This window comes from Halomonas sp. BC04, from assembly GCF_000568385.1.
The window spans coordinates 26,101-40,296 of the sequence record NZ_AZQX01000234.1; the positions used below are offsets into that span (position 1 = coordinate 26,101).

Sequence of the window (14,196 nt, forward strand, 5' to 3'; positions counted from 1 at the left end):
GGAGCGCGTGTCCGCCTGGAGTCAGGCGTTCTGGTCGATGAACTGTGCCAGCTGTGACTTGGACTGGGCACCGACCAGCGAGGCGACCTTGGAGCCCGACTTGAACAGCATCACGGTGGGGACGCCACGAACGCCCTGTTCGGCGGCGATTTCCGGTGCGTCATCGACATTGATGCTGACTACCTTGAGATTGCCGGAACGCTCCTCGGCAACCTCGTCGATCACCGGTGCCATGACCTTGCAGGGGCCACACCAGGGGGCCCAGAACTTGAGCAGCACGGGCTGATCTGCCTTCAGGACTTCCTGCTCGAAGTTGGCATTGGTGACATCGACGTTGTTGGCCATGTGATTCTCCAGTTACGTTGCGCTGCATCGAGCGGGTCGAAATGACACGTCTTGGCGTGTCCGGTCGGCTGATGTTAGCGGCCGGCCGGGCCGCTGGCAAATGGGATGCGCGGTGGTTTTCTTTTATACGATTTAGTGCTTACATGGTGCTGTTTTATTCTCGGCTGTGAAATGGCCCACAGGGCGGTATGTAGGGGGAGTCCATCATGAAACTTCAGCAGCTGCGCTATGTGTGGGAAGTGACCCGCCACAATCTCAATGTATCGGCCACGGCACAGAGTCTCTATACCTCACAGCCGGGTATCTCCAAACAGATCCGCCTGCTGGAGGATGAGTTGGGAGTGGAGATTTTCGCCCGCAGCGGCAAGCACCTGACGCGGGTCACCCCGGCGGGGCAGGCTATCGTCGAGTTGGCGGGCCAGGTGTTGCGTCTGGCCGAGAACATCAAGCAGGTGGCCCAGGAGCACAGCGATGAGCGGCGCGGGAGCCTTTCCATCGCCACGACGCACACCCAGGCCCGTTATGCGCTGCCGCCGGTCATCGGCGAGTTCACCCGCAAGTACCCGGATGTGGCGCTGCACATGCAGCAGGGCACGCCCAAGCAGATCGCACAGATGGTCAGCGATGGACTGGCCGACTTCGCCATCTGCACCGAGGCACTGGAGTTGTTCAACGACCTGGTGCTGCTGCCGTGCTATCGCTGGAACCGCTGTATCCTGGTGCCGCGCGGCCACCCGCTGGCGGAGCCTGGTGAACTGACCCTGGAACGCCTGGCCGAGCAGCCGCTGGTGACCTATGTCTTCGGCTTCACCGGACGCTCCCAACTGGACGATGCCTTCAGGGCCAGAGGGCTCTCCCCCAATGTGGTGCTGACGGCGGCCGACGCGGATGTGATCAAGACCTATGTCCGCCTGGGCCTCGGTGTCGGCATCGTGGCGCACATGGCGGTGGATCCCGAACTGGACGACGACCTGGTCGCCGTCGAGGCAGGGCACCTGTTCGAGAGCTCTGTCACCAAGATCGGCATTCGTCGCGGTACTTTCATGCGCGGCTACATGTACGAATTCGTCAAGGGTTTTGCCGGCCACCTGGAGCGAGACCTGGTCGATGCCGCCCTGGCTGCTGGACCCCGCCACGAGGAAGGGCTGTTCAAGGATATCGAGCTACCGGTGCGCTAGCGCACCGGTTCGGCAACGCAACCACTCAATGCTGCAGGTGCAGGCCGCATTCGCGTTTCTCTTCCACCTTGGTGGGATCGAAATAGTCGAAGTTGTCGGGCAGGTCGTGGTCCAGCAGGTAGTTGTACATGTCCTTGGCGCTCCAGTGCAGCAGCGGCGATACCTTCAGCAGGCCATCGGCATTGCGGCTCACGGGTGCCATGCGCGCCCGTTCGGGGGTGTCCTCGGCGCGCAGTGCCGTGAACCAGACATCCGGTGCCATTTCACTTAACGCACGCTCGAAGGGCTCCAGCTTCACCTCCCGGGTGAAGGCTTCGTGCCGCGGGTCGTCGATGCCCGGCATCGGGCCTTCCACGGCTTCACGGTGAGCCCGTGAGCGTCGCGGCAGGTAGGTGATCAGATTGAGGTCGAGTCGCTTGACCAGTGCATCGGCGAAGCGATAGGTCGCCTCTGTATTGTAGCCGTTATCCATCCAGACGATGGGAAGTGACGGCATGTGGCGCGTCACCATATGCAGGATGACGGCTTCGAATGGGCGGAAATTGGTCGTGCAGATGGGGCGCTTGCCCTGTTCCAGCGCCCATTGAATCAGCGCATCGGGCTCATTGCCCAGTTCGGAATTGATCACATCGAGAGATGAGGTCATGGGAGACTCCAATGTCGTTGACGGCCGTTGGTCACACCCTACCAAAGCCTGCAGATTCGCCCCCAATACCATTTCATTGGATGGTTATGTCCAAATGGAAGAAAAGAGGGAGTGGTTATTCCAAATCGTGCTGAGTGTCGGTTGCCGTCAGCGCTCTCATCAGGTGCCGGATCTTGTCCAGGGTCTCGGTGTACTCGGCATCAACGTTGGAATCCGCCACCAGACCGCCGCCGCCCCATAGATGCAGTCTGCCGGCATCGGCTACCGCGGTGCGAATGGCAATGGAGGTGTCCATGCGCCCGCGAACATCCACGTAGCCCAGGCTGCCGCAGTAGACGCTGCGCCTGCTGGGCTCCAGCTCGTCGATGATCTGCATGGCGCGGACCTTGGGGGCGCCGGTGATGGAGCCACCGGGAAAGGCCGCGGCCAGCAGGTCGAGCGGGCGCTTTCCCGCTGCGAGTTCGCCACACACGATACTGACCAGATGATGAACGTTGGCGTAGCTCTCCAGGCCGCAGAGCTGGGGGACCCTGACGCTGCCCGGGCGGCACACCCGGCCCAGGTCGTTGCGCAACAGGTCGACGATCATCACGTTCTCGGCGCGGTCCTTGAGGCTTGAGGTGAGCGCCTCGGCCAGGCATCGGTCTTCCTCGGGCGTCACGCCCCTTGGCCGGGTCCCCTTGATCGGCCGGGTCTCGACGCGCCCCCCCTCTTCGCACAGCAGGAAACGCTCTGGCGAGAGGGACAGGATGGCTTGTTCATCCCAGGCCAGATAGCCGGAAAAGGGAGTCGGGGTGGCGCGGCGAAGACGCCGGTAGGCTTCCCACAAATCGCCGGTGAAGGGTGCGCTGAACCGCTGGGCCAGGTTGATCTGATAGCAGTCGCCGGCACGGATATAGTCCTGGACGGCGTCAAACCGCCAGGCATAACTCTCCCGGTGGAGCTCGCCCTCGAAGGGGGCCAGTAGCCGGAACGCCCCCGCTGATGCCGGTGGTGCATCAAGCCACGCCATGACCTGGGCCCGGCGTTGCGCACTCGCGACCAGCCAGGATTCACCGGCGTCATGATCCTGGATGAGGGCCCAGTCATAGAGGCCGACGCGGCTGGCCGGCAGGTGCACGACCTGCTGTGAACGACCCCCGATGGGCTCCAGGCAGCGGCCCAGGTCATAGCCCCAGTAGCCGATCAGCCCCCCGAGAAAGGGCAGGTCGCTGTCGGGGAGTTCGAGAGCGAGGCTGTCCAGCAGGATCTGCTGAGCGGTGAAGGGGTCGTCCTCTTCCCTGCCTTCGACCCCGCCGCTCAGGCGGCCCCTGTCGTCGACCGACAGCACCGTCAGCGGGTCGCAACTCATGATGTCATAGCGCCCGCCGGGGGCGATGGGGCGTCCGCTGTCCAGCAGTACGGCCCCTGGTCGCTGGCGCAGGGCGGAAAAATAGCCCAGCGGATCGTCTCGGTAGGGAAGCGGGGTGATCTCGAGTCGTATGGTCATTGCCGGGGCCTTTCGGAACAGGCGACCCATTCTAGGGTTCAGGCGACGATTTGTCCTATAGCGCGTTGTCACGTCCCGGGGTATTGCCATCAACGCTGGGATGGATTGTCGACAGCCGGTGGGGCAAGGCTCCGGTTGTCTACAACCAAAGACGTAGCTGGTTGGGCTTATCGCGTGGTTGACCGGGGCGCAGCCAATGTCTAAAGTCTCTTCAACATTTAATTGTCGACAATTGCCATGAACTCAATCGTACCAGAACAGACCGCTCCCGAGGTTCGAACCCTGGCCGAACGGGTCTTTCATGAACTGCAGGATGCCATCGTGCGTGGCGAGCTGGCACCGGGGAGCAAGATCACCGAGCCGGGCCTGTCCAAGGCCTATGGCATCTCCCGCGGCCCGCTGCGCGAGGCCATGCGACGCCTGGAGGCACACCGTCTCATCGAGCGGGTGCCCCATGTCGGCGCCCGGGTGGTCAAGCTTTCGATGAAGGAGCTGCTGGAGCTGTTCGACGTCCGGGAGGCGCTCGAAAGCATGGCGGCACGCCTGGCCGCGGAACACATGAGCGCGGAGGAGATTGCCGGCCTTCGTGAGGTGCTGGCGCTTCATGAGCGCCAGGCCGACCTCAAGAGCGGGGAAGCCTACTATCAGCGCGAAGGGGATCTGGACTTTCATTACCGTATCGTCCTTGGCAGCCACAATCGCATGCTGATGACGATGCTGTGCGATGACCTCTATTACCTGGTGCGGCTCTACCGTACCCAGTTCAGCGCCAGCGGGACGCGCCCTCACCGGGCCTTCGTCGAGCACCACCGTATCGTCGATGCCATCGAGGCCGGGGATGCCGAGCTGGCCGAGCTGCTGATGCGTCGTCATGTCAGCGCTTCGCGGGCCAATGTGGTTGACCGCTACGCCACGATTCTCACGCAGCAAGCCGAGGCGACCACCTGAGGCCGGCTGGACCTATCCCGTACACCGATATCCCGGACCACTGAGGAACTTTGCCATGAATCGATCCACTCCCGGCGCACGTTTTCGTGCCGCACTCGAAGCCAATCGGCCGTTGCCGATCGTCGGCACCATCAATGCCTATACCGCTATGATGGCCGAGCGGGTGGGGCATCAGGCCATCTACCTGTCTGGTGGTGGCGTGGCAAACGCCTCCTTTGGTCTGCCCGACCTGGGCATGACTACCATGAACGACGTGGTGGCGGACGCCCACCGTATCTGCGGCGCCACGGACCTGCCGCTGCTGGTGGATATCGATACGGGTTGGGGTGGTGCCTTCAATATTGCCCGTACCGTCAAGGAGATGCAGCGTGCCGGTGTCGCCGCCGTGCATATCGAGGATCAGGTGGCCCAGAAGCGCTGCGGGCATCGCCCGAACAAGGCGATCGTTTCCCAGGAGGAGATGGTGGACCGGGTCAAGGCCGCGGCCGACGCGAAAGTCGATCCGGATTTCTACCTGATCGCACGCACCGATGCCTTCCAGAAGGATGGCCTGGATGCCGCCATCGAGCGTGCCGGCGCCTGCATCGAAGCCGGCGCCGACGCCATCTTCGCCGAAGCGGTGCACACCCTGGATGATTACCGTGCCTTCTGCGAGCGCGTCGATGCACCGATCCTGGCCAACATCACCGAATTCGGCGCCACGCCGCTGTTCAGCCAGCAGGAGCTCGGCGAGGTGGGCTGCCGCATGGTGCTCTATCCGCTGTCGGCATTCCGCGCCATGAACGCCGCCGCGCTGAAGGTCTACCAGAGCATTCACGACAACGGCCATCAGCGCGATGTGGTCGAACTGATGCAGACCCGCGACGAGCTTTATGACTTCCTCAACTACCACAGCTTCGAGCAGAAGCTGGACGCGCTGTTCGAGAAGGGCGGCGAGTGAAGGACGCGCGGTAACGCAAGGCATCCCGATGGCGTCACACGGAGCTCGGTTCCCGGCCTGGTGGCGTGGCGCCCATGACATCGATAAGACGCAAGACCGACCAATACAGGAGACGCGACATGTCAGATAAACCCGTCAGCAGTACCGGCCTTCGCGGCCAGAGCGCCGGCACCACGGCGCTGTGCACCGTCGGCAAGACCGGCTCGGGCCTGACCTACCGTGGCTTTGACGTCAAGGAACTGGCAGAAAAGGCGCGCTTCGAGGAAGTGGCCTACCTGCTGCTCAAGGGCAAGCTGCCCAACCAGGCCGAGCTCGACGCCTACATTGCCAAGCTCAAGGGCCTGCGTGGCCTGCCACAGCCCCTCAAGGCCGTGCTCGAGCAGATTCCGGCCAATGCCCATCCCATGGATGTGATGCGGACCGGCGCCTCCATGCTGGGCAACCTCGAGACCGAGGAGAGCTTCGACGAGCAGCAGGATGTCTCCGACCGCCTGCTGGCGGTGCTGCCCTCGATAATCTGCTACTGGTATCGCTACTCCCACGACGGCGTGCGTATCGAGACCGAAACCGACGACGAGTCGGTGGGTGCACACTTCCTGCACCTGCTGCGTGGCGAAGCGCCTTCCGAACTGCACGCCCGGGTGATGAACGTCTCCCTGATCCTCTATGCCGAGCATGAGTTCAACGCCTCGACCTTCACCGCCCGCGTCTGTGCCTCGACCCTTTCCGACATGCACTCCTGCGTGACCGGCGCCATCGGTTCGCTGCGCGGCCCGCTGCATGGTGGCGCCAACGAGGCTGCCATGGACATGATCGAGAACTGGAAGTCGCCGGAAGAGGCCGAGCGCGAGATCATGGGCATGCTCGAGCGCAAGGAGAAGATCATGGGCTTCGGCCATGCGATCTACCGCGAGTCCGATCCGCGCAACGCCATCATCAAGGAGTGGTCGAAGAAGCTCGCAGACGATGTGGGCGACAGCGTCCTCTACCCGGTTTCGGAGCAAGTGGAGGCGGTGATGTGGCGCGAGAAGAAGCTGTTCTGCAACGCCGACTTCTTCCATGCCAGCGCCTACCATTTCATGGACATCCCCACCAAGCTGTTCACGCCGATCTTCGTCTGCTCCCGGGTGACCGGCTGGTGCGCCCATGTCTTTGAGCAGCGGGCCAACAACCGGATCATTCGCCCCAGCGCTGACTATATCGGCCCCGAGCAGAGCGAATGGGTGCCCATCGAACAGCGCGACTGATCCGCGCAAGTTGCGGCGACCGCCCCGCGATCGCCGCCTTGTCCCTCTTAGCAGAGGCGGGGCAACCCCAGCCAACGCCTCTGAGTTCGACTCGACGGATGCCCGACGCCATGAATACCGATTATCGCAAACCACTGCCCGGGACCGAGCTGGACTACTTTGACGTGCGTGCGGCCGTCGATGCGATCCAGCCCGGTGCCTACGATACCCTTCCTTATACCTCCCGGGTGCTCGCCGAGCAGCTGGTGCGCCGGTGCGAGCCCGAGCTGCTCACCGATGCGCTCAAGCAGCTGATCGAGCGCCGCCGCGACTTGGACTTCCCCTGGTACCCGGCGCGGGTGGTGTGTCACGACATTCTCGGCCAGACGGCATTGGTCGATCTGGCCGGCCTGCGCGACGCCATCGCCGAGCAGGGTGGGGACCCCGCCAAGGTCAACCCGGTGGTACCCACTCAGTTGATCGTCGATCACTCCCTGGCCGTGGAGCACGCCGGCTTCGACCCGGACGCCTTCGACAAGAACCGTGTCATCGAGGATCGCCGCAACGAGGACCGCTTCCACTTCATCGAGTGGACCAAGACCGCCTTCGAGAACGTCGACGTGATCCCCGCCGGCAACGGCATCATGCACCAGATCAACCTGGAAAAGATGTCGCCGGTGGTCCAGGCGCGCGATGGCGTGGCCTATCCTGATACCTGCGTGGGCACCGACAGCCACACCCCGCATATCGACTGCCTGGGCGTGATCGCCATCGGTGTCGGCGGCCTCGAGGCCGAGACCGTGATGCTGGGCCGCCCCTCCATGATGCGCCTGCCCGATATCGTCGGCGTCGAGCTGACCGGCAAGCCCAAGCCCGGCATCACCGCCACCGATATCGTGCTGGCGATCACCGAGTTCCTGCGCCGCGAACGCGTGGTCGGGGCCTATCTCGAGTTCTTCGGCGAGGGCGCAAAGAGCCTGACCATCGGCGACCGCGCCACCATCTCCAACATGACCCCGGAGTACGGTGCCTCCGCGGCGATGTTCTACATCGATGAGCAGACCCTCGATTACCTCACTCTCACCGGCCGCGAGCCGGAGCAGGTCGCGCTGGTCGAGACCTACGCCAAGCAGACCGGCCTGTGGGCCGACAGCCTGGTCGACGCCCAGTACGAGCGCGTGCTGACCTTCGATCTGTCCAGCGTCGAGCGCAACCTGGCCGGCCCCTCCAATCCCCATCGCCGCCTGCCCACCAGCGCCCTGCACGAGCGCGGCATCGCCGTGAACTACGACAAGGCCCAGGCGGAGGAGAAGGCGGGCAGGATGCCCGATGGCGCGGTGATCATCGCCGCCATCACCAGCTGCACCAACACCTCCAATCCGCGCAACGTGGTAGGCGCCGCCCTGCTGGCCAAGAAGGCCAACGAGCTCGGCCTGATTCGCAAGCCCTGGGTGAAGTCGTCGTTCGCGCCGGGGTCGAAGGTCGCGCGCCTCTACCTGGAGGAGGCTGGCCTGCTGTCCGAGCTGGAGAAGCTCGGCTTCGGTATCGTCGCTTATGCCTGCACCACCTGTAACGGCATGTCCGGTGCCCTCGACCCGAAGATCCAGCAGGAGATCATCGATCGCGACCTCTATGCCACCGCGGTGCTCTCCGGCAATCGCAACTTCGATGGCCGCATCCACCCCTATGCCAAGCAGGCCTTCCTGGCCTCGCCGGCGCTGGTGGTGGCCTACGCCATCGCCGGTACCGTGCGCTTCGACATCGAGAAGGACGTGCTGGGCATCGACCACAACGGCAATCCGGTGACCCTCAAGGACCTCTGGCCCTCCGACGAGGAGATCGACGCCATCGTCGGCGAGTTCGTCAAGCCGGAGCAGTTCAAGCAGGTCTATATCCCGATGTTCGACCTGGACGCCGCCGAGAGGGCCGAGAGCCCGCTCTACGACTGGCGACCCCAGAGCACCTACATTCGCCGCCCGCCCTACTGGGAAGGCAACATGGCGGCGGTGCGTGCGCTGAAGGGGATGCGGCCGCTGGCGATCCTGCCGGACAACATCACCACCGACCACCTGTCGCCGTCCAATGCCATCATGATGGACAGCGCAGCGGGGGAGTACCTGCACAAGATGGGCCTGCCGGAGGAGGACTTCAATTCCTACGCCACCCACCGCGGCGACCACCTCACCGCCCTGCGGGCCACCCTGGCCAATCCCAAGCTGTTCAACGAGATGGTCCGCGATGAGAGCGGCGAGGTAGTGCAGGGCTCGCTGGCGCGCATCGAGCCGGAAGGCGAGGTCACCCGCATGTGGGAGGCCATCGAGACCTATATGGAGCGCAAGCAGCCGCTGATCGTCATCGCCGGCGCCGACTATGGTCAGGGTTCCTCCCGCGACTGGGCGGCCAAGGGCGTGGCGCTGGCCGGTGTCGAGGCGATCGTCGCCGAGGGCTTCGAGCGCATCCATCGCACCAACCTGATCGGCATGGGCGTGATGCCGCTGCAATTCCGGGAAGGCACCACCCGCCACACCCTGCAGCTCGACGGCACCGAGACCTACGACGTGGAGGGCGAGGCGTCACCGGGGGCGACCCTCGAGCTGGTCATCCACCGCAAGACCGGCGAGGTCGATCGCGTACCGGTGACCTGCCGCCTGGATACCGCGGAGGAGGTGACTGTCTACTCCGCCGGCGGTGTGCTGCAGCGCTTCGCCAAGGACTTCCTGGAGTCCAAGGGCGAGGCGGTCAGCTGAACCGGGCGCAAGCCTCACGATGTTTGAAACCCCATCGACCCGGTGCCGCAAGGCCCGGGTCGATCTTTACCTCCTTCATACACCTAGGAAGCGACCTCCATGGCTCACGTTCCCCAGATTCGCATTCCCGCCACCTATATGCGCGGCGGCACCAGCAAGGGCGTCTTCTTCAAGCTCGGCGACCTGCCCGAGGCAGCCCAGGTGCCCGGTGAGGCCCGCGACCGCCTGCTGCTGCGGGTGATCGGCAGCCCCGACCCCTATCAGAAGCAGATCGACGGTATGGGCGGCGCCACTTCCAGCACCAGCAAGACGGTGATCCTGTCGAAAAGCGACAGCCCCGACCACGATGTGGACTACCTGTTCGGTCAGGTCTCCATCGACAAGGCCTTCGTCGACTGGAGCGGCAACTGCGGCAACCTCTCCGCCGCCGTGGGCCCCTTCGCCATCGCCAGCGGCCTGGTGGACCCGGCGCGGATTCCCGACAACGGCGTGGTAGAGGTGCGCATCTGGCAGGCCAATATCGGCAAGACCATCGTCGGCCAGGTACCGATCACCGACGGCCAGGTGCAGGAGACTGGCGACTTCGAGCTGGACGGCGTGACCTTTCCCGCCGCCGAGGTGCCGGTGGCCTTCAAGGACCCGGCCGACGGCGAGGGCGCCATCTTCCCCACTGGCAATAGGGTGGATGATCTGGAGGTACCCGGCGTCGGCACTTTCAAGGCGACCCTGATCAACGCCGGCATTCCCACCATCTTCGTCAACGCGGCGGATATCGGCTATACCGGCACCGAGCTGCAGGAGGCGATCAACGGCGACGCCCAGGCCCTTGAGCGCTTCGAGACGATCCGCGCCCATGGGGCGGTGAAGATGGGCCTGATCGCGGACGTGGCCGAGGCGGCCAGTCGCCAGCACACGCCCAAGGTGGCCTTCGTGGCGCCCCCGGCGAGCTACAACGCCTCCAGCGGCAAGGCGGTCAAGGCCAGTGACGTGGACCTGCTGGTGCGGGCGCTCTCCATGGGCAAGCTGCACCACGCCATGATGGGCACCGCCGCCGTGGCCATTGCCTCCGCAGCGGCCATCGAGGGGACCCTGGTCAACCTGGCCGCCGGCGGTGGCAAGCGCAATGCCGTCACCTTCGGTCATCCTTCAGGCACCCTGCGGGTAGGCGCCGAGGCGAGCCTGGTGGAGGGCCGCTGGGTGATCGACGAGGCGGTGATGAGCCGCAGCGCCCGGGTGCTGATGGAAGGCTGGGTGCGGGTTCCCGGTGATGTGTTCCAGGAGGTGTAATTCTGACCTGAATCGGCACTGGCTGGCAGAGCGTGGGGCAACGATACTTCCTGCAGTGGCTCCCTTTCGGGTAGCGAGCAGAGCGGAAGAGTGACCCACGCAGGGGGGGAAGTGCTCGCCTGTTCCAGCAACAGAGGAGGCAGACGATGAGTGTGACCGTCGAAACCAATGTGCGACCGGATTACGATGCGGAGTTGCAGAAAATTGCCGACTACGTTCTCGACTACAGGATCGAGAGCGACGAAGCCTGGGACACGGCCCGCAACTGCCTGATGGATACGCTGGGGTGCGGTCTGCTGGCGCTACGCTTCCCCGAATGCACCAAGCACCTGGGACCGATCGTGGAAGGCACCATCGTGCCCCATGGCGCGCGGGTCCCCGGCACATCCTTCCGCCTCGACCCGGTCAAGGCGGCCTGGGATATCGGCTGTATCGTGCGCTGGCTCGACTACAACGACACCTGGCTTGCCGCCGAGTGGGGGCATCCCTCCGACAACCTGGGTGGCATCCTTGCGTTGGCTGACCACCTTTCCCAGAAGCGGGTCGCCATGGGAGAGGCGCCACTGACCATGCGCGACGTACTCGAGGCCATGATCATGGCCCACGAGATCCAGGGTGTCCTGGCACTGGACAACTCCTTCAACCGCGTTGGCCTCGACCATGTGGTGCTGGTCAAGGTGGCTACCACGGCCGTGACCGCCAGGATGATGGGGGCCGACCGGGAGCAGGTACTCTCCGCACTGTCCCACGCCTGGATCGATGGCCAGAGCCTGAGGACCTATCGCCACGCTCCAAACGCCGGCTCGCGGAAAAGCTGGGCCGCCGGGGACGCCACCTCCCGCGGGGTGCGGCTGGCAGATATCGCCCTGCGTGGCGAGATGGGGGTGCCCGGAGCACTGTCAGCGCCGCAGTGGGGCTTTTATGACGTGTTGTTCAGCCATACCAACAAGGACCTGGCGACCAAGCCGGAAGAGGAGCGCAAGTTCTCCTTCCAGCGTGAGTTCGGCAGCTACGTCATGGAGAACGTGCTGTTCAAGATCTCCTTCCCGGCGGAATTCCATGCCCAGACTGCCTGTGAGGCCGCCGTCACCCTGCATCCCCAGGTCAAGGATCGTCTGGATGAGATCGACAGGATCGTATTGACCACTCATGATTCGGCAATACGCATCATCTCCAAGTCCGGCCCCTTGGCCAACCCGGCGGACCGGGACCATTGCCTCCAGTACATGACCGCCGTGCCCCTCGCCTTCGGCAGCCTGGTGGCCGAGCATTACGAGGATGAATTCCACGCGGCAAACCCGATCATCGACGAGTTGCGTGACAAGATGGAGGTGGTCGAGGACGAGCGCTACTCGCAGGACTATCACGACCCCGATAAGCGATCCATTGCCAATGCCATTCAGGTGTTTTTCAAGGACGGCAGTGCCACCGACAAGGTCGAGGTCGAGTATCCCATCGGGCACCGCCGGCGCCGCTCGGAAGGCATCGCCGTGCTGGAGGAGAAGTTCCGGCGCAACCTGGCCACGCGCTTCCCGAGGGGGCGAACCTCCCGGATCTTCGAGCTATGCTGCGACCAGCCGCGACTTGAACAGACGCCGGTGCATCAGTTCGTCGACCTCTGGGTAATATGATCCGTGACGCCCAGCGGCATCCGGCTTGCTCGCGCTCGTCGAAAGACTTGATGACGGTCATGGAAGGCTCCGGCAGAGTGGACTATAGTTTTTTGACGGCTAGGGGTTGTGCACTGCTCCGGTAATGAGTAAAGTACGCATCCGCTGCCGGCAACGGGCAAACGTTACCGGCGGTGGAGGTGGATAAAGTGCTTGTTTCTGTTTGGTTTTTTCGGATCGGCTAGTGAGATTCGCGATTGACAGGAGCGCCGGAGACGGTAGAATGCACGCCACGCTGAAGGCAGCCGGCGGTACCGGCGCTTCGATGGCAGGCTCACCCCGGTGAGGCCAGCGAAGAGAGTTGACAAGCTCAGCCGATTCAGTAGAATACGCCTTCCTCGCAGGGCGCTGGCGAGGCCGCTGACAGAGTCAGCCGCCACGACAGCAAGCGAGACGCTCCGCTCTTCCCGTGTGGTTTGAAGAGAACGGGAGCCGCTCTTTAACAATCGATCAGGTAATTCATGTGGGCGCTTGTCGATGAGGTGGTGAGAAGTCACACCATTTCAAGGCAAGCGACTCGTCGAAGACCTTCGGGTCTTTTTGAGAAGCTTTGACCTTGAGCCAAGATTGGTTCGCTTTCAGCTGTCGCCTTCGGGGGGTGGCTGAGCAAGAGCCGCAATGATTTGAAACTGAAGAGTTTGATCATGGCTCAGATTGAACGCTGGCGGCAGGCTTAACACATGCAAGTCGAGCGGTAACAGGTCCAGCTTGCTGGATGCTGACGAGCGGCGGACGGGTGAGTAATGCATAGGAATCTGCCCAGTAGTGGGGGATAACCTGGGGAAACCCAGGCTAATACCGCATACGCCCTACGGGGGAAAGCAGGGGATCTTCGGACCTTGCGCTATCGGATGAGCCTATGTCGGATTAGCTAGTTGGTAGGGTAATGGCCTACCAAGGCGACGATCCGTAGCTGGTCTGAGAGGATGATCAGCCACATCGGGACTGAGACACGGCCCGAACTCCTACGGGAGGCAGCAGTGGGGAATATTGGACAATGGGGGCAACCCTGATCCAGCCATGCCGCGTGTGTGAAGAAGGCCTTCGGGTTGTAAAGCACTTTCAGCGAGGAAGAAGGCCTGGTGGCCAATACCCACCAGGAAGGACATCACTCGCAGAAGAAGCACCGGCTAACTCCGTGCCAGCAGCCGCGGTAATACGGAGGGTGCGAGCGTTAATCGGAATTACTGGGCGTAAAGCGCGCGTAGGTGGCTTGATAAGCCGGTTGTGAAAGCCCCGGGCTCAACCTGGGAACGGCATCCGGAACTGTCAGGCTAGAGTGCAGGAGAGGAAGGTAGAATTCCCGGTGTAGCGGTGAAATGCGTAGAGATCGGGAGGAATACCAGTGGCGAAGGCGGCCTTCTGGACTGACACTGACACTGAGGTGCGAAAGCGTGGGTAGCAAACAGGATTAGATACCCTGGTAGTCCACGCCGTAAACGATGTCGACTAGCCGTTGGGTCCCTCGCGGACTTTGTGGCGCAGTTAACGCGATAAGTCGACCGCCTGGGGAGTACGGCCGCAAGGTTAAAACTCAAATGAATTGACGGGGGCCCGCACAAGCGGTGGAGCATGTGGTTTAATTCGATGCAACGCGAAGAACCTTACCTACCCTTGACATCCTGCGAAGCGAGAGAGATCTTGGTGTGCCTTCGGGAACCGAAAGACAGGTGCTGCATGGCTGTTCGTCAGCTCGTGTTGTGAAATGTTGGGTTAAGTC

The 14,196-nt window shown here is 63.2% G+C and carries 10 protein-coding genes and 1 rRNA gene; 8 read left to right on the top strand and 3 right to left on the bottom strand.

Going from position 1 to position 14,196, the window contains the following annotated elements:
• Positions 1-21: 21 nt before the first annotated feature.
• On the bottom strand, positions 22-345 hold the full coding sequence (gene trxA, locus Q427_RS16220) for a thioredoxin (RefSeq protein WP_043515801.1): 324 nt from the start codon (positions 343-345) through the stop codon (positions 22-24).
• A gap of 206 nt (positions 346-551) precedes the next feature.
• Here trxA and cysB point away from each other — a divergent pair, with 206 nt between their 5' ends.
• Positions 552-1,523: an HTH-type transcriptional regulator CysB gene (gene cysB / locus Q427_RS16225; protein WP_043515803.1), complete on the top strand. Its 972-nt coding sequence runs from the start codon at positions 552-554 to the stop codon at positions 1,521-1,523.
• A 25-nt stretch (positions 1,524-1,548) separates the two neighbouring features.
• On the opposite strand, the gene Q427_RS16230 is transcribed toward cysB, so the two are convergent.
• Together Q427_RS16230 and pabB are read right to left on the bottom strand one after the other, a co-directional pair.
• The gene (locus tag Q427_RS16230; RefSeq protein WP_043515805.1) at positions 1,549-2,169 is read right to left on the bottom strand and encodes a phosphoadenosine phosphosulfate reductase domain-containing protein; all 621 of its coding nucleotides are present in this window, start codon (positions 2,167-2,169) and stop codon (positions 1,549-1,551) included.
• A 115-nt stretch (positions 2,170-2,284) separates the two neighbouring features.
• Positions 2,285-3,658, bottom strand: coding sequence for an aminodeoxychorismate synthase component I (gene pabB, locus Q427_RS16235; protein ID WP_043515833.1), 1,374 nt, complete (start codon positions 3,656-3,658; stop codon positions 2,285-2,287).
• Positions 3,659-3,895: 237 nt separating this feature from the next.
• Between pabB and Q427_RS16240 the strand changes: the two genes are divergently transcribed.
• From Q427_RS16240 to Q427_RS16270, 7 genes are all read left to right on the top strand, one after another.
• Positions 3,896-4,606, top strand: coding sequence for a GntR family transcriptional regulator (locus Q427_RS16240; RefSeq protein WP_043515808.1), 711 nt, complete (start codon positions 3,896-3,898; stop codon positions 4,604-4,606).
• A gap of 55 nt (positions 4,607-4,661) precedes the next feature.
• The gene (prpB, locus tag Q427_RS16245; protein ID WP_043515809.1) at positions 4,662-5,546 is read left to right on the top strand and encodes a methylisocitrate lyase; all 885 of its coding nucleotides are present in this window, start codon (positions 4,662-4,664) and stop codon (positions 5,544-5,546) included.
• Positions 5,547-5,665: 119 nt separating this feature from the next.
• Positions 5,666-6,793 carry a bifunctional 2-methylcitrate synthase/citrate synthase gene (gene prpC, locus Q427_RS16250; protein ID WP_043515811.1) on the top strand — a complete coding sequence of 376 codons (1,128 nt, stop codon included), beginning with the start codon at positions 5,666-5,668 and terminating at the stop codon, positions 6,791-6,793.
• A gap of 110 nt (positions 6,794-6,903) precedes the next feature.
• Positions 6,904-9,519 (top strand): Fe/S-dependent 2-methylisocitrate dehydratase AcnD, encoded by a 2,616-nt coding sequence (gene acnD / locus Q427_RS16255; RefSeq protein WP_043515814.1) that lies wholly within the window; start codon positions 6,904-6,906, stop codon positions 9,517-9,519.
• A gap of 99 nt (positions 9,520-9,618) precedes the next feature.
• Positions 9,619-10,806, top strand: a complete 1,188-nt coding sequence (gene prpF, locus Q427_RS16260; protein ID WP_043515815.1) for a 2-methylaconitate cis-trans isomerase PrpF — start codon at positions 9,619-9,621, stop codon at positions 10,804-10,806.
• Between the two features lie 146 nt (positions 10,807-10,952).
• The gene (gene prpD / locus Q427_RS16265; protein WP_043515817.1) at positions 10,953-12,437 is read left to right on the top strand and encodes a 2-methylcitrate dehydratase; all 1,485 of its coding nucleotides are present in this window, start codon (positions 10,953-10,955) and stop codon (positions 12,435-12,437) included.
• A gap of 665 nt (positions 12,438-13,102) precedes the next feature.
• Positions 13,103-14,196, top strand: a 16S ribosomal RNA gene (locus Q427_RS16270); the annotation flags it as partial.

What these genes read in the sequence shown, in the direction of transcription:
- trxA (WP_043515801.1), bottom strand. Translation starts at nt 345, where the DNA reads ATGGCCAACAACGTCGATGTCACCAATGCCAACTTCGAGCAGGAAGTC.
- cysB (WP_043515803.1), top strand. Translation starts at nt 552, where the DNA reads ATGAAACTTCAGCAGCTGCGCTATGTGTGGGAAGTGACCCGCCACAAT.
- Q427_RS16230 (WP_043515805.1), bottom strand. Translation starts at nt 2,169, where the DNA reads ATGACCTCATCTCTCGATGTGATCAATTCCGAACTGGGCAATGAGCCC.
- pabB (WP_043515833.1), bottom strand. Translation starts at nt 3,658, where the DNA reads ATGACCATACGACTCGAGATCACCCCGCTTCCCTACCGAGACGATCCG.
- Q427_RS16240 (WP_043515808.1), top strand. Translation starts at nt 3,896, where the DNA reads ATGAACTCAATCGTACCAGAACAGACCGCTCCCGAGGTTCGAACCCTG.
- prpB (WP_043515809.1), top strand. Translation starts at nt 4,662, where the DNA reads ATGAATCGATCCACTCCCGGCGCACGTTTTCGTGCCGCACTCGAAGCC.
- prpC (WP_043515811.1), top strand. Translation starts at nt 5,666, where the DNA reads ATGTCAGATAAACCCGTCAGCAGTACCGGCCTTCGCGGCCAGAGCGCC.
- acnD (WP_043515814.1), top strand. Translation starts at nt 6,904, where the DNA reads ATGAATACCGATTATCGCAAACCACTGCCCGGGACCGAGCTGGACTAC.
- prpF (WP_043515815.1), top strand. Translation starts at nt 9,619, where the DNA reads ATGGCTCACGTTCCCCAGATTCGCATTCCCGCCACCTATATGCGCGGC.
- prpD (WP_043515817.1), top strand. Translation starts at nt 10,953, where the DNA reads ATGAGTGTGACCGTCGAAACCAATGTGCGACCGGATTACGATGCGGAG.